Annotated in this window: 29 protein-coding genes; 28 read left to right on the top strand and 1 reads right to left on the bottom strand. The window is 41.5% G+C overall.

The window, feature by feature from the left end; translation table 11 throughout:
* Window positions 1-239: 239 nt before the first annotated feature.
* The 13 genes from csfB to rsmI all read left to right on the top strand — a co-directional run bounded on the left by csfB (window position 240) and on the right by rsmI (window position 9,508).
* Complete coding sequence (gene csfB, locus SB658_RS21700) at window positions 240-434, top strand: anti-sigma-G factor (RefSeq protein WP_003243294.1); 195 nt, start codon at window positions 240-242, stop codon at window positions 432-434.
* A 119-nt stretch (window positions 435-553) separates the two neighbouring features.
* Window positions 554-1,168, top strand: coding sequence for a 5-bromo-4-chloroindolyl phosphate hydrolysis family protein (locus SB658_RS21695; protein WP_003242630.1), 615 nt, complete (start codon window positions 554-556; stop codon window positions 1,166-1,168).
* Window positions 1,169-1,186: 18 nt separating this feature from the next.
* Window positions 1,187-2,347: a toxic anion resistance protein gene (locus tag SB658_RS21690; RefSeq protein ID WP_029726396.1), complete on the top strand. Its 1,161-nt coding sequence runs from the start codon at window positions 1,187-1,189 to the stop codon at window positions 2,345-2,347.
* 81 nt (window positions 2,348-2,428) lie between these two features.
* Entirely contained in the window at window positions 2,429-3,871 is a 1,443-nt protein-coding gene (locus SB658_RS21685) for an aminotransferase class I/II-fold pyridoxal phosphate-dependent enzyme (protein ID WP_029726395.1), read from the top strand.
* Window positions 3,868-4,506 (top strand): dTMP kinase, encoded by a 639-nt coding sequence (gene tmk / locus SB658_RS21680; RefSeq protein WP_003243137.1) that lies wholly within the window; start codon window positions 3,868-3,870, stop codon window positions 4,504-4,506. The genes SB658_RS21685 and tmk overlap by 4 nt, the downstream gene beginning before the upstream one ends.
* A 73-nt stretch (window positions 4,507-4,579) precedes the next feature.
* A complete protein-coding gene (darA, locus tag SB658_RS21675; RefSeq protein ID WP_003242755.1) occupies window positions 4,580-4,909 on the top strand; it encodes a cyclic di-AMP receptor DarA in 330 nt (109 codons plus the stop codon).
* A gap of 12 nt (window positions 4,910-4,921) precedes the next feature.
* Entirely contained in the window at window positions 4,922-5,362 is a 441-nt protein-coding gene (locus SB658_RS21670; protein ID WP_009966249.1) for a YaaR family protein, read from the top strand.
* Between the two features lie 11 nt (window positions 5,363-5,373).
* Entirely contained in the window at window positions 5,374-6,363 is a 990-nt protein-coding gene (gene holB, locus SB658_RS21665) for a DNA polymerase III subunit delta' (protein ID WP_003244417.1), read from the top strand.
* A 2-nt stretch (window positions 6,364-6,365) separates the two neighbouring features.
* Window positions 6,366-7,193 carry a competence/sporulation regulator complex protein RicT gene (ricT, locus tag SB658_RS21660; RefSeq protein ID WP_003226767.1) on the top strand — a complete coding sequence of 276 codons (828 nt, stop codon included), beginning with the start codon at window positions 6,366-6,368 and terminating at the stop codon, window positions 7,191-7,193.
* A 14-nt stretch (window positions 7,194-7,207) separates the two neighbouring features.
* Window positions 7,208-7,567 carry a replication initiation-control protein YabA gene (gene yabA / locus SB658_RS21655; protein WP_003218308.1) on the top strand — a complete coding sequence of 120 codons (360 nt, stop codon included), beginning with the start codon at window positions 7,208-7,210 and terminating at the stop codon, window positions 7,565-7,567.
* A 58-nt stretch (window positions 7,568-7,625) separates the two neighbouring features.
* Window positions 7,626-8,369 carry a tRNA1(Val) (adenine(37)-N6)-methyltransferase gene (locus SB658_RS21650; RefSeq protein ID WP_003244526.1) on the top strand — a complete coding sequence of 248 codons (744 nt, stop codon included), beginning with the start codon at window positions 7,626-7,628 and terminating at the stop codon, window positions 8,367-8,369.
* A complete protein-coding gene (locus SB658_RS21645; RefSeq protein ID WP_003242983.1) occupies window positions 8,356-8,655 on the top strand; it encodes a GIY-YIG nuclease family protein in 300 nt (99 codons plus the stop codon). Before SB658_RS21650 ends, SB658_RS21645 begins: the two co-directional genes overlap by 14 nt.
* A complete protein-coding gene (rsmI, locus tag SB658_RS21640) occupies window positions 8,630-9,508 on the top strand; it encodes a 16S rRNA (cytidine(1402)-2'-O)-methyltransferase (protein ID WP_019712967.1) in 879 nt (292 codons plus the stop codon). The genes SB658_RS21645 and rsmI overlap by 26 nt, the downstream gene beginning before the upstream one ends.
* 48 nt (window positions 9,509-9,556) lie before the next feature.
* On the opposite strand, the gene abrB is transcribed toward rsmI, so the two are convergent.
* On the bottom strand, window positions 9,557-9,847 hold the full coding sequence (abrB, locus tag SB658_RS21635) for a transition state genes transcriptional regulator AbrB (RefSeq protein ID WP_003226760.1): 291 nt from the start codon (window positions 9,845-9,847) through the stop codon (window positions 9,557-9,559).
* A 494-nt stretch (window positions 9,848-10,341) separates the two neighbouring features.
* Between abrB and metG the strand changes: the two genes are divergently transcribed.
* From metG to SB658_RS21560, 15 genes are all read left to right on the top strand, one after another.
* On the top strand, window positions 10,342-12,336 hold the full coding sequence (gene metG, locus SB658_RS21630) for a methionine--tRNA ligase (RefSeq protein WP_029726394.1): 1,995 nt from the start codon (window positions 10,342-10,344) through the stop codon (window positions 12,334-12,336).
* Window positions 12,337-12,415: 79 nt separating this feature from the next.
* Window positions 12,416-13,183: a TatD family hydrolase gene (locus SB658_RS21625; RefSeq protein ID WP_128422032.1), complete on the top strand. Its 768-nt coding sequence runs from the start codon at window positions 12,416-12,418 to the stop codon at window positions 13,181-13,183.
* Between the two features lie 155 nt (window positions 13,184-13,338).
* On the top strand, window positions 13,339-14,652 hold the full coding sequence (locus tag SB658_RS21620; protein ID WP_029726392.1) for a ubiquitin-like domain-containing protein: 1,314 nt from the start codon (window positions 13,339-13,341) through the stop codon (window positions 14,650-14,652).
* 144 nt (window positions 14,653-14,796) lie between these two features.
* Window positions 14,797-15,357 carry a ribonuclease M5 gene (rnmV, locus tag SB658_RS21615; protein ID WP_015253010.1) on the top strand — a complete coding sequence of 187 codons (561 nt, stop codon included), beginning with the start codon at window positions 14,797-14,799 and terminating at the stop codon, window positions 15,355-15,357.
* Window positions 15,350-16,228 carry a 16S rRNA (adenine(1518)-N(6)/adenine(1519)-N(6))-dimethyltransferase RsmA gene (gene rsmA / locus SB658_RS21610; protein WP_014662482.1) on the top strand — a complete coding sequence of 293 codons (879 nt, stop codon included), beginning with the start codon at window positions 15,350-15,352 and terminating at the stop codon, window positions 16,226-16,228. Before rnmV ends, rsmA begins: the two co-directional genes overlap by 8 nt.
* A 161-nt stretch (window positions 16,229-16,389) precedes the next feature.
* Window positions 16,390-17,262 carry a sporulation-specific protease PrtG gene (gene prtG, locus SB658_RS21605; RefSeq protein WP_410602252.1) on the top strand — a complete coding sequence of 291 codons (873 nt, stop codon included), beginning with the start codon at window positions 16,390-16,392 and terminating at the stop codon, window positions 17,260-17,262.
* 210 nt (window positions 17,263-17,472) lie between these two features.
* The gene (veg, locus tag SB658_RS21600; RefSeq protein ID WP_003218330.1) at window positions 17,473-17,733 is read left to right on the top strand and encodes a biofilm formation stimulator Veg; all 261 of its coding nucleotides are present in this window, start codon (window positions 17,473-17,475) and stop codon (window positions 17,731-17,733) included.
* A 159-nt stretch (window positions 17,734-17,892) separates the two neighbouring features.
* On the top strand, window positions 17,893-18,078 hold the full coding sequence (locus tag SB658_RS21595) for a small, acid-soluble spore protein, alpha/beta type (protein ID WP_003218333.1): 186 nt from the start codon (window positions 17,893-17,895) through the stop codon (window positions 18,076-18,078).
* Window positions 18,079-18,225: 147 nt separating this feature from the next.
* Window positions 18,226-19,095: a 4-(cytidine 5'-diphospho)-2-C-methyl-D-erythritol kinase gene (gene ispE / locus SB658_RS21590; RefSeq protein WP_003226742.1), complete on the top strand. Its 870-nt coding sequence runs from the start codon at window positions 18,226-18,228 to the stop codon at window positions 19,093-19,095.
* 55 nt (window positions 19,096-19,150) lie between these two features.
* A complete protein-coding gene (gene purR, locus SB658_RS21585) occupies window positions 19,151-20,008 on the top strand; it encodes a pur operon repressor (protein ID WP_003218342.1) in 858 nt (285 codons plus the stop codon).
* Window positions 20,005-20,382 carry a 2-iminobutanoate/2-iminopropanoate deaminase gene (gene ridA, locus SB658_RS21580; RefSeq protein WP_003226738.1) on the top strand — a complete coding sequence of 126 codons (378 nt, stop codon included), beginning with the start codon at window positions 20,005-20,007 and terminating at the stop codon, window positions 20,380-20,382. The genes purR and ridA overlap by 4 nt, the downstream gene beginning before the upstream one ends.
* A 194-nt stretch (window positions 20,383-20,576) precedes the next feature.
* Window positions 20,577-20,870, top strand: coding sequence for a septation regulator SpoVG (gene spoVG / locus SB658_RS21575; protein ID WP_003218346.1), 294 nt, complete (start codon window positions 20,577-20,579; stop codon window positions 20,868-20,870).
* A gap of 192 nt (window positions 20,871-21,062) precedes the next feature.
* Window positions 21,063-22,433, top strand: coding sequence for a bifunctional UDP-N-acetylglucosamine diphosphorylase/glucosamine-1-phosphate N-acetyltransferase GlmU (glmU, locus tag SB658_RS21570; RefSeq protein WP_015382564.1), 1,371 nt, complete (start codon window positions 21,063-21,065; stop codon window positions 22,431-22,433).
* Window positions 22,434-22,455: 22 nt separating this feature from the next.
* Entirely contained in the window at window positions 22,456-23,409 is a 954-nt protein-coding gene (locus SB658_RS21565; protein WP_003218353.1) for a ribose-phosphate diphosphokinase, read from the top strand.
* A gap of 84 nt (window positions 23,410-23,493) precedes the next feature.
* On the top strand, window positions 23,494-24,108 hold the full coding sequence (locus SB658_RS21560) for a 50S ribosomal protein L25/general stress protein Ctc (protein ID WP_029726391.1): 615 nt from the start codon (window positions 23,494-23,496) through the stop codon (window positions 24,106-24,108).
* Window positions 24,109-24,169: the final 61 nt, after the last annotated feature.

The following is a 24,169-nucleotide window of genomic DNA, read 5'->3' as shown; positions in this document are numbered from 1 at the left end:
AGCTCTTCAGCGCCGATGGTAGTCGGGGGTTTCCCCCTGTGAGAGTAGGACGCCGCCAAGCAAGCTTAAACCCAGCTTAATGAGCTGGGTTTTTTGTTTACTCAAGATCGAGAAAATCAAACAAATACAAACACCGAGGGCTTATATAGCCCATATACTGATTTAAAGTTTCAAAAAGGTCTAAATAGTGTATACAATATCCGTTTTAAGGGGAGGCTAACTGTACGGAGGTGGAGAAGATGGACGAAACAGTTAAACTTAATCATACATGTGTGATTTGTGATCAAGAGAAGAATAGAGGCATTCATCTTTATACGAAATTCATATGCTTAGATTGTGAGAGAAAAGTAATTTCTACATCAACTTCTGATCCTGACTATGCGTTTTACGTAAAAAAACTAAAGAGCATTCATACACCGCCATTATATTCATAGACCTGAAAAGGTCTTTTTTTGTACTCTTAATAATAAAAAGAAGATGAAACTTGTTTAAGGATTGAACGTAGTAGATAATAATATTAAAACTGAGTATAGACACAGGAGTCGATTATCTCATGCAGAGATTTTTTCACTTTTTGGTGTGGAGTTTAACTAGCAGTGCGACTTTTGTTTTCATTGGAATATTGAGCTTTTTTGGTTTAAACCAGTCGATTTTTTTATCTATTGTTTATGGGCTTGCTTCTGGAGCAGCCGTATATATAGCTGGCATCTGGAATGCAAGACGGTTATTTCTTAAAAAGCATGAATTGACAGGAAGAGAGTATGCTTACATTAAGAAAAACTTAGAGGAAGCAAGGCAGAAAATGGTCCGTCTTAGGAAAGCCTTGTTTCAGGCTAAAAGCATTCAAATGTTTAAGCAAAATGCAGAAATGCTAAGGATTGTGAGAAGGATTTATCTCCTCACCAAAAAAGAGCCAAAGCGGTTTTATCAGGCAGAACGATTTTTTTATCAAACTCTCGATTCGGTTGTTGAATTGACAGAGAAGTATGCTTTTCTATCATCTCACCCAAAAAAAAGCAAAGAACTGTCGATGTCGTTAAGTGAGACACGCATCACTCTTACTGAATTGACCAAGCGTTTAGAGGAAGATTTAACTCAAGCAATGGGTGATGAAATTGACGAGTTGCAGTTTGAATTAGACGCAGCAAAACATTCATTAAAGAAATAAGGGAAGAGGGTAAGAGCGATGAACCGAGACCAAAGCGACCTTCATATAGATGAATTATTGGCAGATCCTTTTGGTGGTAACATAGAGATACCAGGTTCGGAGGCTGTAAAAGCAGAGAAAGAGCAAGTACGGCTTGTTGATGTTCTTCCTGAGGAAAACAAGGAAAAAGCAATTCAGCTTGCTGGACAGATTGATCATAAAAATATGCAAAGCATTGTCTTATACGGTTCACAAGCTCAATCTAAACTGCTGAACTTTTCTCATGATATGATTAATCATGTTCAAAAGAAGGATGTCGGGGAGATTGGCGAAATACTTGGAGAGCTGATGAAAAAGCTGGAGCAAGTAAATCCTGATGATCTCCAATCTAAGAAAAAGGGTTTTTTGGCACGCATGTTTGGAAGAGTATCAAGTTCTCTTCAAGAGGTGCTGTCTAAATACCAAAAGACCAGTGTGCAGATAGACAAAATCAGCTTGAAGCTGGAGCACTCTAAAAATGCTTTAATCAGTGACAACAAGCTGTTAGAGCAGTTATATGAAAAAAATAAAGAATATTTTGCCGCGCTGAATGTTTATATTGCTGCAGGAGAACTGAAGCTGGAGGAATTAAAAACGAAAACAATTCCTGAACTGAAGCAACAGGCTGAATCGAGTGATCATAACCAAATGGCCGTTCAAGAGGTGAATGATTTAATTCAATTTGCTGACCGGTTAGATAAAAGGGTGCATGATTTGCTGCTGAGCAGGCAAATTACAATCCAAAGTGCACCGCAAATCAGGCTGATTCAAAATACAAACCAAGCGTTAGCTGAAAAGATTCAGTCATCCATTGTGACAGCGATTCCGCTATGGAAAAATCAAGTTGCCATTGCACTGACGCTTTTAAGGCAGCGCAATGCAGTGGATGCACAACAGAAAGTATCTGATACAACCAATGAGCTTTTGCTGAAAAATGCGGAGCTTTTAAAAACCAATACAATTGAAACTGCACGGGCAAATGAAAGAGGCCTTGTTGATATAGATACCTTGAAGAAGGTGCAGGAAAGCTTAATAAGCACGCTTGAAGAAACACTGACTATACAAGAAGAAGGACGAATCAAACGCCGTCAGGCAGAAGAAGAGCTGATGATGATGGAAGGCGACCTAAAGCAAAAGCTGCTTACAATAAAGGAAAGATAGTTACCAGTAAGTCTGGCTTTAAGTTCTGTCAGAGGCACGATATAATAAGGTGTAAGAAGACACATTCAAAGGATTGTTTTCATGAACACACCTTTATATAAAGCATTAATTCAACATGCGAGAAGAAATTCTCATTCATTTCATGTTCCGGGACATCACAATGGAGATGTCTTTTTTGATGACGCTAAGTCAATATTCGATCCGCTTCTCACCATTGATGTAACTGAACTGGCAGGACTGGATGATCTCCATCATCCTTCCGGGGTGATTAAAGAAGCTCAAGAGCTTGTCAGTCAATTATATGGATCGGCGGAAAGTTTTTTTCTGGTAAATGGTACGACTGTCGGAAACTTAGCGATGATTTTATCTGTTTGTGAACCTGGTGATACAATTCTGGTTCAAAGAAACTGTCATAAGTCTGTATTTCATGCTGTTGATTTGGCCGGTGCTGAGCCGGTTTATCTTGCACCTGACGTTGATTCAGCGATGCATGTGCCTACGCATGTTCCGCTTGGAACAATTAAAGAGGCCCTGGCAGCATATCCAGATGCAAAAGGCTTGGTACTGACCAATCCGACATATTACGGACATAGTGCTGATTTGACTGAGATCATTACTGAAGCCCATCATTACGGGATTCCTGTTTTGGTCGATGAAGCGCATGGCGCACATTTTATTTTAGGTGAGCCTTTTCCGGTCACAGCTTTAAAAATGGGGGCAGATATTGTTGTTCAGTCGGCCCACAAAACGTTGCCAGCCATGACGATGGGTTCTTATTTGCATCTCAACAGCAGCTGCAGGATTAACAGGGATCGGGTGGCAGAGTATTTAAACCGATTACAAAGCAGCAGCCCGTCTTATCCGATTATGGCTTCGTTAGATATTGCCCGCGCTTATGTACAGCATATTATAGAAGAACAAAAGCTTTCTGACATTCTGCAGCGGATAGAAACACTTAAACAAACGTTTGATTCACTTACAAATGCAGAAGCTGTTAACCCTGCTAATCCACTGATCATCACGGATCCGCTAAAGCTCACAATTCGTTCAAAACGCGGGCATTCTGGCTATACGCTGCAAAGCATTTTAGAGCGTGCCAACATATTCACTGAGCTTGCTGATGAAAATCAAGTTCTGCTCGTTCTCCCATTGGGAGGAAAACGGAGAATAAACGCTGAAATCATTAGAAGCATCGATGAAGAGATTGAGAAAACGCCTCCGGATCAGACGTTTGTTTCTGCAGAATGGGGTGTGCAGCCTGTTACTGTCTTGCCTTATCCAAAAAAGGTCTTACATTCGTTTAAGAAAGAATATGTGAGCTTTGAGGAAGCAGCTGGCCGGCTTAATGCAGAAGATATCATCCCTTATCCTCCGGGTATCCCGATGATTATGGCGGGAGAAAGAATAACAAAAGAAAGTGTGCAAAAGCTCAGCCGCTTGATCAGCATGAAAACGCATGTTCAAGGGAATATGAAAATCAAAGAGAAACAACTACTTGTTTATATAGAAGAGGAGAAATCATGAGCGGTTTATTTATTACATTCGAAGGTCCTGAAGGTGCAGGGAAAACGACTGTTCTGCAGGAGATCAAAAACATACTGACAGCAGAAGGCCTTCAGGTTATGGCAACTCGAGAGCCAGGCGGAATAGATATTGCAGAACAAATTAGAGAGGTTATTCTGAATGAGAACAATATATTAATGGACCCAAAAACAGAAGCTCTCTTATATGCGGCTGCAAGACGCCAGCATTTAGTTGAAAAAGTAAAACCTGCTTTAGAACAGGGGTTTATCGTTCTTTGCGACAGATTCATAGACAGTTCTCTTGCGTATCAAGGATATGCAAGAGGGCTTGGAATTGATGAGGTTCTGTCCATTAATGAATTTGCCATTGGAGATATGATGCCCCATGTAACGGTTTATTTTTCAATTGATCCGGAAGAAGGACTGAAGCGTATTTACGCAAACGGCTCACGGGAGAAAAACAGGCTCGATTTAGAGAAACTGGACTTCCATACAAAAGTACAAGAAGGTTATCAAGAGCTGATGAAGCGATTTCCGGAAAGATTTCATTCAGTTGATGCCGGGCAATCCAAAGACCTCGTCGTTCAGGATGTTCTAAAGGTGATCGATGAAGCGTTGAAAAAAATTCAATTGTGACCTGTTTCCCAATAGTTGATATAATAATGTAAACGAGATCACGTTGTTTCCAATCTAAAGGAGGCCTTCACAGATGAAATTGATAGTGGCAGTTGTACAAGATCAGGACAGCAACAGACTTTTGAAAACCTTAACGGATCACAACTTCAGAGTCACAAAGCTTGCAACGACAGGAGGATTTCTTAAATCAGGCAATACAACGTTTATGATCGGTGTCGAGGATATACGCGTCAATAAAGCGTTGAGTCTCATTAAAGAAAACGGGCAGAAACGTGATCAGATGATTGCCCCTGTATCTCCAATGGGTGGAAATGCTGATTCCTATGTCCCTTATCCAGTCGAAGTTGAAGTTGGCGGAGCGACAGTATTTGTCCTTCCAGTCGATGAATTTCATCAATTTTAAGGATCTGAAACTGTGAAAATTAATAAAGATATACGTACATTTATAGATAATAAGCAGATTCCCTCTGTGAAAACATCTGAGATCACAGCATCGTTTAAAACATCAATGGAAAACCAAAGCAGCAAAATGAAGCTTGATCAGCTTACCAGGCTGTTATCTGATATAGAAGCATTTGGAAAAAGGCTAACGAAATCTCGGAATTTTAAAGACTTAGCGAGATTTAAAGGACTTGTGAAACGTTTTGTCAAAGAAGCTGTGGACAGCGGTCTTTCACATGAAACATCGAAAAGCTTTGACCTTTACGGGAACAGCAGAACGCTGGGACTTGTGAAAGAAATAGATGACAAATTGATACAGCTTACGGAAGAGATGATGGATCAGGAAAAACCGGCAATTGATTTGCTGGAGCGTATTGGCGAAATAAAAGGTTTATTAATTAACCTTTACACATAGAGAGTGATACAATGGCAATATCCTGGAAGGAAATGAACGAGCTTCAGCCCAGAGTGATGAAGCTTTTATATAATAGTATTGAGAAGGACAGACTATCACACGCTTATTTGTTTGAGGGGAAAAAAGGAACAGGCAAGCTTGATGCCGCGCTGCTTCTTGCAAAAAGCTTCTTTTGTCTGGAGGGTGGCGCGGAGCCTTGTGAGAGCTGCCGAAACTGTAAACGGATAGAGTCAGGGAACCATCCTGATCTCCATCTTGTTCAGCCTGATGGCTTATCAATCAAAAAGGCGCAAATTCAAGCGCTCCAAGAAGAGTTTTCTAAGACAGGACTTGAATCGCATAAAAAGCTGTATATTATTTCGCACGCAGATCAAATGACAGCAAATGCGGCGAACAGCCTGCTGAAATTTTTAGAAGAACCGAACAAAGACACAATGGCCGTCCTCATCACTGAGCAGCCCCAAAGGTTATTGGATACCATCATTTCAAGATGCCAAACCCTTCCTTTTCAGCCTTTGCAGCCGAAAGCAATTGAAGACAGACTGATCGAACAGGACGTCTCGCCTCATATGGCAAGGCTTCTGGCCAACATGACTAATAATGTAGCAGAAGCAGTCGAATTAAGTCGAAATGATGAGTTTGCAGAGTCTAGAGCGAAAGTGATAAAATTGTATGAAGTCCTACACCAGCGGAAAGGACATGCTTTTTTCTTTATTCAAGATCAATGGATGCCCTTTTTCAAAGAAAAAACCCATCAAGAAATGGGTCTTGATATGCTCTTATTGATATATCGTGATGTGTTGTCCATCCAAATAGGAAATGAAGATAAATTGATTTATCAAGACTTATTCCAATCAATAAAACAGCATGCGCTACAATCAACACAACAAAGCGTTACGAATCAGATACTTGCTGTTTTAGAAGCAAAGAAACGGCTTCATTCCAATGTGAATGTACAAGGATTAATGGAGCACTTGGTGTTAATGTTGCAGGAGGGATAAGCTTGTACAATGTAATTGGTGTCCGCTTTAAGAAAGCGGGTAAAATATATTATTTTGATCCGAATGGATTTCATATAGAACATGACAGCTGCGTAATTGTAGAAACTGTCAGAGGTGTTGAGTACGGCCAGGTCGTAATTGCAAATAAACAGGTGGATGAGCATGATGTGGTGCTTCCCCTTCGAAAAGTGATACGTGTGGCTGACGAGCGCGATCTTCTCATTGTAGAAGAAAATAAACAGGAAGCACTATCAGCATTTGATATCTGCCAAAAGAAAGTGATTGAGCATGGCTTGGATATGAAGCTGGTCGATGTTGAATTCACGTTTGATCGCAATAAAGTCATTTTTTACTTCACTGCTGACGGCCGAGTCGACTTTAGAGAGCTTGTAAAGGATTTGGCTTCTATCTTTAAGACAAGAATTGAGCTGCGCCAAATCGGAGTAAGGGATGAGGCAAAAATGCTCGGAGGAATCGGTCCTTGCGGAAGAATGCTTTGCTGTTCAACGTTCCTTGGAGATTTTGAACCCGTTTCCATTAAAATGGCCAAGGATCAGAACTTGTCTTTAAATCCTACGAAGATTTCGGGCCTTTGCGGACGATTGATGTGCTGTCTAAAATATGAGAACGATGAGTATGAGACGGCAAAAGAACAGCTTCCGGATATAGGAGAAATGATTACGACAGCAAACGGTCCCGCGAAGGTCGTCGGACTAAATATTCTGGAACGGGTGCTTCAGGTGGAACTGATAAACCGTGAAAAAGTGATAGAATATACTTGGGAAGAGCTCTTGGAAGAGGGCGTCGTATCCGCACAAACCACAGATTAACGAGGTGTGGAACCTTGGATAAAAAAGAGTTATTTGATACAGTCATTAACTTAGAAGAACAAATTGGTTCACTGTACCGGCAGCTGGGGGATTTGAAGCAGCATATCGGTGAGATGATTGAGGAAAATCATCATTTACAGCTTGAAAACAAGCATTTGCGCAAACGGCTGGACGATACGACGCAGCAGATTGAAAAGTTCAAAGCTGATAAAAAAGAATCAAAAACACAGAAGACAGAGCAAACTGATATAGGGGAAGGATATGATAATCTGGCACGTCTGTATCAAGAAGGATTTCATATCTGCAATGTCCACTATGGTAGTGTTCGAAAAGAAGATTGTCTTTTCTGTCTGTCATTCTTAAATAAAAAATAGGGAAAAGGCTTCCGCATAAGACGGGAGCCTTTTTCAAAGGTACTGAAAGGATAAGAAGATGGTTTCATTACATGATGATGAAAGATTAGATTATTTGCTGGCAGAGGACATGAAAATCATACAAAGCCCAACAGTGTTTGCTTTTTCGTTGGACGCTGTGCTTCTGTCCAAATTTGCGTACGTTCCGATTCAAAAAGGGAAAATTGTTGATTTATGCACCGGCAATGGTATTGTGCCGCTGCTGCTCAGTACAAGATCAAAAGCAGACATTCTGGGAGTCGAAATTCAAGAAAGACTGCATGATATGGCTGTTCGCAGCGTGGAGTATAATAAGTTGGACGATCAGATCCAGATCATACATGATGACCTGAAAAACATGCCGGAGAAACTTGGACATAATCGATATGATGTTGTCACCTGCAATCCGCCGTATTTTAAAACGCCGAAACAAACTGAACAAAACATGAATGAGCATCTCCGAATCGCAAGACATGAAATCCACTGCACGCTGGAGGATGTCATTTCAGTCAGCAGCAAACTGCTCAAGCAAGGGGGAAAAGCAGCTCTTGTTCACCGGCCGGGAAGGCTTCTGGAGATTTTTGAACTGATGAAGGCTTATCAAATCGAGCCGAAACGTGTACAATTTGTCTATCCGAAGCAAGGGAAAGAAGCCAATACCATTCTGGTTGAAGGTATCAAAGGCGGGCGTCCAGATTTGAAAATTCTTCCTCCCTTATTCGTTTATGATGAACAAAATGAATATACAAAAGAAATCAGGACCATTTTATATGGAGACAAATAACCATTTCTTCTACGTCGTGAAATGTAAAGACAATAGCTGGTATGCCGGGTATACCAACGATCTGCATAAACGAGTGAAAACACACAATGATGGAAAGGGCGCAAAGTACACAAAAGTAAGACGTCCGGTTGAATTAATTTTTGCCGAGAGCTTTTCAACAAAGCGGGAAGCTATGCAGGCGGAATATTATTTCAAAAAACTAACTCGGAAGAAAAAAGAGCTTTATATAGAAGAAAAGCGGAACAGCAAGGAGGCTGTATATGTTAAGGCGCCAAATGAGCTTTAATGGAAAGTCGGACATGGGGATTCTTTACTTGGTCCCAACCCCAATCGGAAATCTAGAGGATATGACATTCCGGGCGATCGACACGCTGAAATCAGTGGATGCGATTGCTGCGGAAGATACGAGGCAAACGAAAAAGCTTTGTCATGTATATGAAATTGAAACACCGCTCGTCAGCTATCACGAACACAATAAAGAAAGCAGTGGGCACAAAATTATTGAATGGCTGAAATCGGGAAAAAACATTGCTCTTGTCAGTGATGCCGGTCTGCCGACGATTTCTGATCCAGGAGCCGAAATTGTAAAAGATTTTACGGATATAGGCGGTTATGTTGTTCCGTTGCCGGGAGCAAATGCTGCATTAACAGCTCTTATTGCATCAGGTATTGTACCGCAGCCTTTTTTCTTTTACGGTTTTCTCAACAGACAGAAAAAAGAAAAGAAGAAGGAGCTTGAAGCCCTTAAAAAACGGCGGGAAACGATCATTTTTTATGAAGCGCCTCACAGATTGAAGGAAACCTTGTCAGCGATGGCAGAGATATTAGGAGATCGGGAAATTGCTGTAACGCGTGAACTCACTAAGAAATATGAAGAGTTTATCCGAGGAACGATATCCGAGGTCATTGGATGGGCAAACGAGGATCAGATACGCGGCGAGTTTTGTCTTGTTGTAGAAGGAAGTAATAATGAAGAGGTAGATGAGGAAGAACAATGGTGGGAAACCCTCACTGCGAAAGAACATGTCGAGCATTACATCTCGAAAGGCGCTACGTCTAAAGAAGCCATTAAAAAAGCAGCAGTCGATCGCAATGTACCAAAGCGTGAAGTGTACGATGCTTACCATATTAAGCAATAAAAAAACGTTCTTGTGTCATAACAAGAACGTTTTTTGTACAAGAAATGATTATTTAAGGTTTTGAAGCTGGTTTTGGATTTCGCTGATGATTTGCTCAGCGCCTTCTTTACTAAGAACCAATTTACCGCCTGCAAGTTTAAGGTTATCATCAGAAACTTCACCAGTTACTTGGCAAGTCATGTTTGGTTTATATTTTTTAAGGATGATTTTTTCATCATCAACATAGATTTCAAGAGCATCTTTTTCTGCGATTCCAAGAGTACGACGCAGTTCGATAGGAATAACTACACGTCCTAATTCATCAACTTTACGTACAATACCAGTAGATTTCATAAACATTCTCCTCCCAAGAGATACTTATTTGTTTAAATTATATTTTTCTTCGTCATTATTCGACAAAATCCTTACCTTCATAGCATAACAAGGTTTCCAATAATCGTCAATCATTTTGTTTACTATTGATTGTAAGAATTAGTTCTTATAGTCAGTAATGTCTTAGAAACTACCGAAATAACAGCATTTTATAAATATTTAATAAAGCTATTATCCTACTAAAAATCCTTTTAAATCAAGACTTTCGAACCAAAGTTTTTTATTTCATTTGATTATATACGACAAAATTCGACACGAACAGACTTTTTTTATTTTCATTAAAGATTTTTAATTTTAATTATTCTTTTTCAGGGCGTATGTATATATTCTTGATCTTAAAGGCTAAGATGGTATCATAGATAAAGGATAAATATAAATAATATTCATATATGATTTGCACTTATCGCCGCTCTCGTCCTTTGGGCGGGAGCTTTTTGACATTCTGATTAGGAGGTTTCAAGATGCCGCAAGAAAACAATACATTTTATATTACAACACCGATTTATTATCCGAGCGGAAAATTACATATCGGCCATGCATATACGACAGTCGCGGGAGATGCAATGGCACGTTACAAAAGATTAAAAGGGTTCGATGTTCGCTATTTAACGGGAACGGACGAGCATGGACAAAAGATCCAGCAAAAAGCTGAACAGGAAAACATTACACCTCAGGAGTATGTGGATCGTGCAGTGGCAGATATTCAAAAACTGTGGAAGCAGCTTGAAATCTCAAACGACGACTTTATCCGCACGACAGAAAAACGGCATAAAGTTGTCATTGAAAAAGTGTTTCAAAAGCTTCTTGATAACGGGGACATCTATCTTGATGAGTATGAAGGCTGGTACAGCATCCCTGATGAAACGTTCTACACGGAAACTCAGCTCGTTGATATTGAGCGGAATGAAAAGGGAGAGGTCATCGGCGGAAAAAGCCCTGACAGCGGTCACCCAGTTGAATTGATCAAAGAGGAATCTTATTTCTTCCGCATGGGGAAATACGCGGATCGCCTTCTGAAATACTATGAAGAAAACCCGACATTCATTCAGCCAGAATCACGCAAAAACGAAATGATTAATAACTTTATCAAACCTGGACTTGAGGATTTGGCAGTATCACGTACCACTTTTGATTGGGGCGTGAAGGTGCCGGAAAATCCAAAGCATGTTGTATATGTTTGGATTGACGCACTATTTAACTATTTAACGGCACTTGGTTATGATACAGAAAATGATGAGCTTTATCAAAAATATTGGCCTGCCGATGTTCATTTAGTCGGTAAGGAGATTGTACGGTTCCATACCATTTACTGGCCAATTATGCTGATGGCTCTGGATCTTCCGCTGCCGAAACAGGTATTCGCGCATGGCTGGCTTTTGATGAAAGACGGAAAAATGTCGAAATCAAAAGGAAACGTTGTAGATCCGGTTACATTAATTGAACGCTATGGTTTAGACGAGCTTCGCTATTACCTGCTTCGTGAAGTGCCGTTCGGATCTGACGGTGTTTTCACGCCGGAAGGATTTGTTGAGCGAATCAACTATGATTTAGCGAATGATTTAGGAAATCTATTGAATCGTACTGTTGCGATGATCAATAAGTATTTTGACGGACAAATTGGTTCTTACAAAGGTGCTGTTACGGAATTTGACCAAACGCTCACTTCGGTTGCTGAAGAAACAGTGAAAGCTTATGAGAAAGCAATGGAAAATATGGAGTTCTCGGTAGCACTTTCGACTTTATGGCAGCTCATCAGCCGCACAAACAAATACATTGATGAGACAGCTCCATGGGTGCTTGCGAAAGATCCGGCAAAAGAAGAAGAATTGCGATCCGTTATGTATCATCTCGCTGAATCATTGCGTATTTCAGCGGTACTGCTTCAGCCATTCTTAACAAAAACACCGGAAAAAATGTTCGAGCAGCTGGGCATTACCGATGAATCTCTAAAAGCTTGGGACAGCATTACAGCTTTCGGCCAGCTGAAAGATACAAAAGTACAAAAAGGCGAGCCATTGTTCCCTCGTTTAGAGGCAGAAGAAGAAATTGCTTACATCAAAGGGAAAATGCAAGGTTCGGCACCAGCGAAAGAAGAAACAAAAGAAGAAGAGCCGCAAGAGGTCGATCGTTTACCTGAAATTACGATTGATCAATTTATGGATGTAGAGCTTCGCGTAGCTGAGGTCATTGAGGCAGAGCCAGTGAAAAAAGCAGACCGTTTATTGAAGCTGCAGCTTGATCTTGGTTTTGAAAAGCGCCAAGTGGTATCCGGCATTGCGAAGCATTATACGCCTGAAGAGCTTGTTGGAAAAAAACTCGTTTGTGTAACAAATCTAAAACCGGTTAAACTCAGAGGAGAGCTTTCTCAAGGTATGATCCTTGCAGGAGAAGCAGACGGCGTTTTAAAGGTCGTGTCTATCGATCAGTCGTTACCAAAAGGCACAAGAATTAAATAATGATAAGACAAAAGGTGTTTCACGTGTAACAATTCGTCGAACACCTTTTGTGTTTCGACAAGAAAGGAGTTTTTCACTTATGTTGTTTGACACTCACGCGCATTTAAATGCAGAACAATATGATACTGATCTTGAAGAGGTTATTGAACGGGCAAAAGCTGAAAAAGTTGAACGAATTGTCGTAGTTGGTTTTGACCGTCCGACGATTACCCGTGCGATGGAAATGATTGAGGAATATGATTTTATTTATGCAGCCATTGGCTGGCACCCTGTTGACGCTATTGACATGACAGAGGAAGACTTAGCGTGGATTAAAGAGCTTTCTGCTCATGAGAAAGTGGTAGCAATAGGGGAAATGGGACTGGATTATCATTGGGATAAATCACCTAAAGATATTCAAAAAGAGGTGTTTAGAAAACAAATCGCCTTAGCGAAAGAGGTCAATTTGCCTATTATCATTCATAACCGTGATGCAACGGAGGATGTCGTGACCATTTTGAAAGAGGAAGGCGCAGAAGCTGTGGGCGGAATCATGCACTGCTTTACAGGAAGTGCGGAAGTGGCAAGAGAATGCATGAAAATGAATTTTTATTTATCATTTGGGGGACCGGTGACATTTAAAAATGCGAAGAAACCGAAGGAAGTAGTGAAGGAAATTCCCAATGACCGGCTGCTGATTGAAACGGACTGCCCGTTTCTCACACCGCACCCTTTCCGCGGGAAAAGAAATGAGCCAAGCTATGTGAAATATGTGGCAGAACAAATCGCCGAATTAAAAGAAATGAACTTTGAAGAGATTGCTTCCATCACGACTGTAAATGCGAAAAGACTTTTCCGTATAAACTGACAAAAAACGCTAGCGGGTTTTGTAAGAGCTTGTCCCTTACAGCGTTTTTCTATAAAAGTTCTACATGCTTTCTTCTCCTCATAGGATAGGTTTGTCGACAAGTCTTTCTTCCGTTTCTCAGTGTATTTCAGGATAATGAAGAAGACACTGAGCTTTTGGGAGAAAGAGAAGGGAGGGTTGACAGCCTTTTAGATACTCTATATAATCTCTCCGAGGAGAAGGAGGCGTTTTTCATCACACAAAAAATGAAAAAGCTGTTTTCCGTAAAGCTTAGCAAAAGCAAAGTCATTCTGGTTGCTGCTTGTTTGCTTTTGGCAGGAAGCGGGACTGCGTACGCGGCTCATGAGCTGACGAAACAATCAGTCTCAGTTTCTATCAATGGCAAAAAGAAACATATACGCACACATGCAAATACAGTCGGTGATCTTTTGGAGACGCTTGATATAAAGACAAGAGACGAAGACAAGATCACACCTGCTAAACAGACAAAGATAACAGCAGACATGGACGTTGTGTATGAGGCTGCAAAACCTGTGAAGCTTACAATAAACGGGGAAGAAAAGACATTATGGTCAACAGCAAAAACGGTCGGTGCATTACTGGACGAACAAGATGTTGATGTGAAAGACCAAGATCAAATTGATCCCGCAATAGATACAGATATTTCGAAAGACATGAAGATTAACATAGAGCCCGCATTTCAGGTTACTGTGAATGATGCAGGGAAACAAAAGAAGATCTGGACGACTTCGACTACGGTCGCTGACTTTTTAAAACAGCAAAAGATGAACATAAAAGACGAAGATAAAATCAAGCCTGCGTTAGATGCAAAGCTGACGAAAGGAAAGGCTGATATTACAATTACTCGTATCGAAAAGGTCACCGATGTAGTTGAAGAGAAGATTGCGTTCGATGTGAAAAAGCAAGAAGACGCTTCTCTTGAAAAAGGGAAAGAAAAGGTCGTCCAAAAAGGAAAAGAAGGCAAGCTAAAAAAACATTTCGAAGTCGTTAAAGAAAACGGTAAAGAAGTGTCCAGAGAGCTTGTAAAAGAAGAAACAGCTGAACAAAGCAAAGATAAAGTGATTGCTGTCGGCACAAAGCAAAGCAGTCCAAAAGTTGAAACGGTCAGTGCTTCAGGTGATTCAAAAACAGTTGTGTCCCGCAGCAATGAATCAACAGGCAAAGTCATGACTGTATCATCTACGGCTTATACGGCAAGCTGCAGCGGTTGTTCAGGACATACAGCGACAGGCGTCAATTTAAAAAATAATCCGAATGCCAAAGTCATCGCTGTGGATCCAAATGTCATTCCGCTAGGCTCCAAAGTCCACGTGGAAGGCTATGGATATGCCATTGCTGCAGATACCGGTTCAGCGATTAAAGGGAACAAAATAGACGTCTTTTTCCCAGAGAAATCATCGGCGTACCGATGGGGAAATAAAACAGTCAAAATTAAAATCTTAAATTAATATATACTTATGTATTCAGAGGGTTTTGCGCCCTCTGTTTTTTTCGTTATAATAGACAAAGTGCATTTTCTGCTTATTAGACGCTCGATATAAGAAAAAGTTTCATGAATATACAAAAGTTTTTATTTTGTCTTGGAGGAAATAATGAAAATTAAAGAGATCATTGTGGTCGAGGGGCGTGACGATACGGCCCGCATCAAATTGGCTGTTGATGCAGACACAATTGAAACAAATGGTTCAGCCATCGATGATCATGTGATTGACCAAATCCGTTTGGCCCAGAAGACCAGAGGCGTCATTATTTTAACGGATCCGGACTTTCCGGGAGAGAAGATTCGCAAAACCATCTCAGAGGCTGTACCCGGCTGTAAGCATGCATTTTTGCCAAAGCATCTTGCCAAACCTAAAAACAAGCGGGGAATTGGTGTGGAGCATGCATCGGTTGAAAGCATTAGGGCATGTTTAGAAAATGTGCATGAGGAGATGGAAGCGCAGCCGAGTGACATTTCAGCTGAGGATTTGATTCATGCCGGACTAATAGGCGGACCTGCGGCCAAACGCCGCCGGGAACGACTGGGTGATCTGTTGAAAATCGGCTATACAAATGGCAAACAGCTTCAAAAACGGCTGCAAATGTTTCAAATTAAAAAAAGTGATTTTATGAGTGCGCTCGATACCGTTATGCGGGAGGAACAGAATGAATAAAGATATTGCGACACCGATTAGAACGAAAGAGATACTGAAGAAATACGGTTTTTCTTTTAAAAAGAGCTTAGGACAGAATTTCTTAATTGATACGAACATTTTAAACAGAATTGTCGATCACGCGGAAGTGACGGAGAAAACAGGTGTCATTGAAATCGGCCCGGGAATCGGGGCTTTAACCGAACAGCTTGCCAAGCGGGCGAAAAAGGTCGTGGCATTTGAGATTGACCAGCGACTATTGCCGATTCTGAAGGATACACTGTCACCTTACGACAATGTCACTGTCATTCATCAGGACGTGTTAAAGGCTGATGTCAAATCAGTCATTGAAGAACAATTTCAAGATTGTGATGAGATCATGGTAGTTGCCAACCTTCCTTATTACGTAACAACACCGATTATCATGAAACTGCTTGAAGAACACCTTCCGCTGAAAGGGATTGTGGTCATGCTGCAAAAAGAAGTGGCTGAGCGCATGGCGGCTGATCCTTCATCTAAGGAATACGGCTCGCTTTCAATCGCGGTGCAGTTTTATACAGAAGCCAAAACGGTGATGATCGTTCCGAAAACCGTATTTGTTCCTCAGCCTAATGTCGATTCCGCAGTCATCCGTCTGATTCTCCGAGACGGCCCGGCAGTGGACGTGGAAAACGAATCCTTTTTCTTTCAGCTCATCAAGGCAAGCTTTGCACAGCGTCGTAAAACGCTGCTCAATAACTTAGTTAACAATCTGCCTGAAGGAAAAGCGCAAAAATCAACGATTGAGCAAGTGCTCGAAGAAACAAATATTGACGGTAAGCGCCGAGGCGAATCCCTGTCTATTGAGGAGTTCGCAGCGCTGTCTAACGGATTGTATAAAGCCCTTTTCTAAAAGGGCTTTTTGTTTTGCGCACCACATGGACTGCCGCTACATAGGCTAGAGAAGGACCTTTCATTCAATGATAAGAAAAAACTTGGACTCAGCGAAAAAAGGCGCTTTCTCAAGGCTCTTTCTTTCATGATGAGGCTTAGTCTATGTGTGGAGTGAGGAACGTGCAATTTCAAATAGGGGATATGGTAGCCAGAAAATCCTATCAGATGGATGTTTTGTTTCGAATTATAAGAATAGAGCAAACAAGCAAAGGAAATTCAATTGCCATTTTGCATGGAGATGAAGTCAGGCTGATTGCTGATTCGGATTTTTCTGATCTGGTAGCAGTGAAAAAAGATGAGCAGATGATGCGGAAAAAGAAAGATGAGAGCAGAATGAATGAGTCGCTCGAATTGCTCCGCCAGGATTATAAACTGCTCAGAGAAAAACAGGAGTACTATGCGACAAGCCAATATCAGCATCAGGAGCATTATTTCCATATGCCGGGCAAAGTGCTTCATCTGGATGGTGACGAAGCATATCTGAAAAAATGCCTGAATGTCTATAAAAAAATTGGAGTGCCGGTCTATGGCATCCATTGCCATGAAAAGAAAATGTCTGCTTCTATTGAAGAATTGCTCGACAAATATCGACCTGATATCCTGGTGATCACAGGGCATGATGCGTATTCGAGGCAAAAGGGCGGTATTGATGATTTGAATGCGTACAGACATTCTAAGCACTTTGTTGAAACTGTTCAAACAGCCCGAAAAAAGATCCCTCACTTAGATCAGCTTGTTATTTTTGCGGGGGCCTGCCAATCCCATTTTGAATCACTCATCAGAGCGGGTGCGAATTTTGCAAGTTCACCGTCAAGAGTCAATATTCATGCGCTTGATCCGGTATATATCGTCGCGAAGATCAGCTTTACGCCGTTTATGGAACGGATTAATGTATGGGAAGTGCTCCGTAATACGCTGACAAGAGAGAAAGGGCTTGGAGGTATTGAAACAAGAGGAGTTCTGAGAATTGGTATGCCTTATAAGTCCAATTAACAGTTGAAAACCTGCATAGGAGAGCTATGCGGGTTTTTTATTTTACATAATGATACATAATTTACCGAAACTTGCGGAACATAATTGAGGAATCATAGAATTTTGTCAAAATAATTTTATTGACAACGTCTTATTAACGTTGATATAATTTAAATTTTATTTGACAAAAATGGGCTCGTGTTGTACAATAAATGTAGTGAGGTGGATGCAATGGCGAAGACGTTGTCCGATATTAAAAGATCGCTTGATGGGAATTTAGGTAAAAGGCTGACGTTAAAAGCAAACGGTGGCCGCCGAAAAACGATTGAGCGTTCGGGCATTTTAGCTGAGACGTACCCTTCTGTTTTTGTGATACAACTAGATCAAGACGAGAACTCGTTTGAAAGAGTTTCATACAGTTATGCTGATATTTTGACTGAGACTGTTGAGCTGACATTTAATGATGACGCCGCAAGCTCAGTGGCATTTTAACGGGCAGTGAACCTTTTGTTTACTGCTTTTTGTTTTGCCCTTTTTTGGTTTCCAGTAATTTAAACGAAAGTTCCATCTGATTTAACAAAAGATAAAACAGTCACATATTATCGTGACGTGCACGAATGGCTATCACTTCTAAAAAAGGGGTTGTTTCGTTTGGGCAGACGTCGTGGAGTTATGTCAGATGAGTTTAAATATGAGCTGGCTAAAGACCTTGGTTTTTATGACACAGTAAAAAATGGAGGCTGGGGTGAAATTCGGGCCCGCGATGCCGGTAACATGGTGAAGCGTGCTATTGAAATCGCCGAACAGCAAATGGCTCAGAATCAGAATAACCGATAAGGATGTGACCCGGGGGACGTGCTGTTCCCTGGTTTTTTTATTTTGGATATAAATACATAATGGGCTGAATATGGATATGTTCATCCTGTACTTCAAATGTGATACAATGTTCATACTTATGTTTAGATGGAGAAGTAGGTGAAAGCTATGCGTATTTTAGAAAAAGCGCCAGCTAAGATCAATCTGTCACTTGACGTCACCCGAAAACGCCCGGATGGCTATCATGAAGTCGAAATGATCATGACGACAATTGATTTAGCTGATCGAATTGAATTGACGGAGCTTGCAGAGGATGAAGTGAGGGTTTCCTCCCACAACCGATTTGTGCCTGATGACCAAAGAAACTTAGCTTATCAGGCTGCCAAGCTGATCAAGGACAGATACAACGTGAAAAAGGGAGTTTCCATCATGATTACGAAGGTAATTCCGGTGGCTGCCGGTCTTGCCGGCGGAAGCAGTGATGCGGCGGCGACACTCAGAGGGCTGAACAGACTGTGGAATTTAAATCTGTCCGCGGAAACGCTTGCTGAGCTTGGAGCGGAAATTGGCTCTGACGTTTCATTTTGTGTCTATGGCGGAACTGCATTAGCAACAGGGCGCGGCGAGAAAATTAAACATATCAGCACGCCTCCGCACTGCTGGGTCATTTTAGCGAAGCCGACAATCGGTGTTTCAACTGCTGAAGTGTACAGAGCGCTGAAACTGGATGGTATAGAGCATCCCGATGTACAAGGCATGATCGAGGCGATAGAAGAGAAGAGTTTTCAGAAGATGTGCAGCCGTTTAGGCAATGTGCTTGAATCTGTTACACTCGATATGCATCCTGAAGTTGCAATGATCAAAAACCAGATGAAACGCTTTGGTGCAGATGCCGTGTTAATGAGCGGGAGCGGCCCGACAGTGTTTGGACTGGTTCAGTATGAGTCGAAGGTGCAGAGAATTTATAACGGGTTAAGAGGCTTCTGCGATCAAGTTTATGCGGTGAGAATGATCGGCGAACAGAACGCTCTTGATTAAATCCGTATGTTAAGTTATATTGATCTTAAAATATTCGGATTTTGGGGGTAAGTTCATGAAGTTTCGTCGCAGCGGCAGATTGGTGGACTTAACAAATTATTTGTTAACCCATCCGCACGAGTTAATACCGCTAACCTTTTTCTCTGAGCGGTATGAATCTGCAAAATCATCGATCAGTGAAGATTTAACAATTATTAAACAAACCTTTGAACAGCAGGGGATTGGTACTTTGCTTACTGTTCCCGGGGCTGCCGGAGGCGTTAAATATATTCCGAAAATGAAGCAGGCTGAAGCTGAAGAGTTTGTGCAGACACTTGGACAGTCGCTGGCAAATCCTGAGCGTATCCTTCCGGGCGGTTATGTATATTTAACGGATATCTTAGGAAAGCCATCTGTACTCTCCAAGGTAGGGAAGCTGTTTGCTTCCGTGTTTGCAGAGCGCGAAATTGATGTTGTCATGACCGTTGCCACGAAAGGCATCCCTCTTGCGTATGCAGCTGCAAGCTATTTGAATGTGCCTGTTGTGATCGTTCGTAAAGACAATAAGGTAACAGAGGGCTCCACAGTCAGCATTAATTACGTTTCAGGCTCCTCAAACCGTATTCAAACAATGTCACTTGCGAAAAGAAGCATGAAAACGGGTTCAAACGTACTCATTATTGATGACTTTATGAAAGCAGGCGGCACCATTAATGGTATGATTAATCTGTTGGATGAGTTTAACGCAAATGTGGCGGGAATCGGCGTCTTAGTTGAAGCCGAAGGAGTAGATGAACGTCTTGTTGACGAATATATGTCACTTCTTACTCTTTCAACCATCAACATGAAAGAGAAGTCCATTGAAATTCAGAATGGCAATTTTCTGCGTTTTTTTAAAGACAATCTTTTAAAGAATGGAGAGACAGAATCATGACAAAAGCAGTCCACACAAAACATGCCCCAGCGGCAATCGGACCTTATTCACAAGGGATTATCGTCAACAATATGTTTTACAGCTCAGGCCAAATCCCTTTGACTCCTTCAGGCGAAATGGTGAACGGCGATATTAAGGAGCAGACTCATCAAGTATTCAGCAATTTAAAGGCGGTTCTGGAAGAAGCGGGTGCTTCTTTTGAAACAGTTGTAAAAGCAACTGTATTTATCGCGGATATGGAACAGTTTGCGGAAGTAAATGAAGTGTACGGACAATACTTTGACACTCACAAACCGGCGAGATCTTGTGTTGAAGTCGCGAGACTCCCGAAGGATGCGTTAGTCGAGATTGAAGTTATTGCACTGGTGAAATAATAAGAAAAGTGATTCTGGGAGAGCCCGGGATCACTTTTTTATTTACCTTATGCCCGAAATGAAAGCTTTATGACCTAATTGTGTAACTATATCCTATTTTTTCAAAAAATATTTTAAAAACGAGCAGGATTTCAGAAAAAATCGTGGAATTGATACACTAATGCTTTTATATAGGGAAAAGGTGGTGAACTACTGTGGAAGTTACTGACGTAAGATTACGCCGCGTGAATACCGATGGTCGCATGAGAGCGATTGCATCCATCACGCTGGATCACGAATTTGTTGTACATGATATTCGTGTGATTGATGGAAACAATGGTCTTTTCGTTGCGATGCCGAGTAAACGCACCCCTGATGGAGAGTTCCGCGATATTGCTCATCCTATTAATTCAAGCACGCGAGGAAAGATTCAAGATGCCGTGTTAAATGAGTATCATCGTCTGGGTGACACTGAAGCATTAGAATTCGAAGAAGCTGGAGCTTCTTAAAAAATAACCAAAAAGCAAGGACTGCTGAAAGGGCTAACATAAGCCTTTTGCCGGCGGTCCTTTTTTAATTCTGATTTTTCAAACTTAGTTGCACTCAATAGAAAATTCTTGCACTTCATGAAGTCTCCTTGAAATCAGAAGATATTTAGGATATATTTTTCTATGGATAAAAGGGATATTGGAGGCCAATAAATGGATAAGCGGTTTGCAGTTGTTTTAGCGGCTGGACAAGGAACGAGAATGAAATCGAAGCTTTATAAAGTCCTTCATCCAGTTTGCGGTAAGCCTATGGTAGAGCACGTCGTGGACGAAGCCTTAAAATTATCTTTATCAAAGCTTGTCACGATTGTTGGACATGGTGCGGAAGAAGTGAAAAAGCAGCTTGGTGATAAAAGCGAGTACGCGCTTCAAGCAGAACAGCTTGGCACTGCTCATGCTGTAAAACAGGCACAGCCATTTCTTGCTGACGAAAAAGGCGTCACAATTGTCATTTGCGGAGATACGCCGCTTTTGACAGCAGAGACGATGGAACAGATGCTGAAAGAACATACACAAAGAGAAGCGAAAGCTACGATTTTAACTGCGGTTGCAGAAGATCCAACTGGATACGGCCGCATTATTCGCAGCGAAAACGGAGCGGTTCAAAAAATCGTTGAGCATAAGGACGCCTCTGAAGAAGAACGTCTTGTAACTGAGATCAACACCGGTACGTATTGTTTTGACAATGAAGCGCTATTTCGGGCTATTGATCAGGTGTCTAATGATAATGCCCAAGGCGAGTATTATTTGCCGGATGTCATAGAGATTCTTAAAAATGAAGGCGAAACTGTTGCCGCTTACCAGACTGGTAATTTCCAAGAAACGCTCGGAGTTAATGATAGAGTTGCTCTCTCTCAGGCAGAACAATTTATGAAAGAGCGCATTAATAAACGGCATATGCAAAATGGCGTGACGTTGATCGACCCGATGAATACGTATATTTCTCCTGACGCTGTTATCGGAAGCGATACTGTGATTTACCCTGGAACTGTGATTAAAGGTGAGGTGCAAATCGGAGAAGATACGATTATTGGCCCTCATACGGAGATTATGAATAGTGCCATTGGCAGCCGTACGGTTATTAAACAATCGGTAGTCAATCACAGTAAAGTGGGGAATGATGTAAACATAGGACCTTTTGCTCACATCAGACCTGATTCTGTCATCGGGAATGAAGTGAAGATCGGGAATTTTGTAGAAATTAAAAAGACTCAATTCGGAGACCGAAGCAAGGCATCTCATCTAAGCTATGTCGGCGATGCTGAGGTAGGCACTGATGTAAACCTGGGCTGCGGTTCAATTACTGTCAATTATGATGGAAAGAATAAGTATTTGACAAAAATTGAAGATGGCGCGTTTATCGGCTGCAATTCCAACTTGGTTGCCCCTGTCACAGTCGGAGAAGGCGCTTATGTGGCGGCAGGTTCAACTGTTACGGAAGATGTACCTGGAAAAGCACTTGCTATTGCCAGAGCGAGACAAGTAAATAAAGACGATTATGTGAAAAATATTCATAAAAAATAATCCTAAATTCGGAGGTTTATCCATGTCTAATCAATACGGAGATAAGAATTTAAAGATTTTTTCTTTGAATTCGAATCCAGAGCTTGCAAAAGAAATCGCAGATATAGTTGGAGTTCAATTAGGGAAATGTTCTGTCACAAGATTTAGTGACGGGGAAGTCCAAATTAATATCGAAGAAAGTATTCGCGGATGTGATTGTTACATCATCCAGTCTACAAGTGACCCCGTTAACGAGCATATTATGGAACTGCTGATTATGGTAGATGCGTTAAAACGCGCTTCTGCAAAAACGATTAACATTGTTATTCCTTATTACGGTTATGCGCGTCAAGACAGAAAAGCAAGATCCCGTGAGCCAATCACAGCTAAACTTTTCGCTAACCTGCTTGAAACAGCCGGTGCGACTCGTGTGATTGCACTTGACCTGCATGCGCCGCAAATTCAAGGATTCTTTGATATACCGATTGACCACTTAATGGGTGTTCCGATTTTAGGAGAATATTTTGAAGGCAAAAATCTTGAAGATATCGTCATTGTTTCACCAGACCATGGCGGTGTGACACGTGCCCGCAAACTGGCTGACCGACTAAAAGCGCCAATTGCGATTATCGATAAACGCCGTCCGCGTCCAAACGTGGCGGAAGTCATGAATATTGTAGGTAACATCGAAGGGAAGACTGCTATCCTCATCGATGACATTATTGATACTGCAGGTACGATTACACTTGCTGCTAATGCGCTCGTTGAAAACGGAGCGAAAGAAGTATATGCATGCTGTACACACCCTGTACTATCAGGCCCTGCGGTAGAACGGATTAATAATTCAACAATTAAAGAGCTTGTTGTGACAAACAGCATCAAGCTTCCTGAAGAAAAGAAAATTGAACGCTTTAAGCAGCTTTCAGTCGGACCGCTTCTGGCCGAAGCGATTATTCGCGTTCATGAGCAGCAATCAGTCAGCTATCTGTTCAGCTAAACCATTTTTCGAGGTTTAAATCCTTATCGTTATGGGTATTGTTTGTAATAGGACAACTAAAACGACAATAGGATGGTGCTGAATATGGCAACTTTAACGGCAAAAGAAAGAACGGACTTTACTCGTTCGTCTCTTCGGAATATCCGTACTTCAGGACATGTTCCAGGTATCATATATGGGAAGGATACGGGCAACAAACCTGTGTCATTAGACAGTGTGGAGCTCATCAAAACGCTGAGGGACGAAGGCAAAAATGCAGTCATTACGCTTGAGGTCAGCGGAGAAAAACACTCAGTCATGGTAACAGACCTGCAGACGGACCCGTTGAAAAATGAAATCACTCATGCTGATTTTCAAGTAGTTAATATGAGTGAGGACATTGAAGTGGAAGTTCCGATTCATCTGACCGGAGAAGCCATTGGAGTGAAAAACGGAGGCGTACTGCAGCAGCCGTTATATGCACTTACTGTAAAGGCCAAGCCAAAAGCCATTCCGCAAACGATCGAGGCCGATATTACAAGCCTCGATGTAAATGAAGTACTGACGATTGCGGATTTGCCTGCTGGCGATGACTACTCCTTTAATCATGAATCAGATGAGGTTGTGGCTTCAATCCTTCCTCCGCAGCAGCAGGAAGCAGCTGAGGTCGATGAAGAGGAATCTGCCGATGCTCAGCCAGAAGGTGAAAACGAACAATAATAGCTTAAGGCGTAACCCTCCCGCGGTTACGTCTTTTGTGCTAGAATGAGAAGAATTATAG

The organism is Bacillus sp. SIMBA_008 (assembly GCF_046535495.1).
In the GTDB taxonomy this organism is placed as follows: domain Bacteria; phylum Bacillota; class Bacilli; order Bacillales; family Bacillaceae; genus Bacillus; species Bacillus subtilis.
This window is presented reverse-complemented; position numbering and strand designations above follow the sequence as displayed.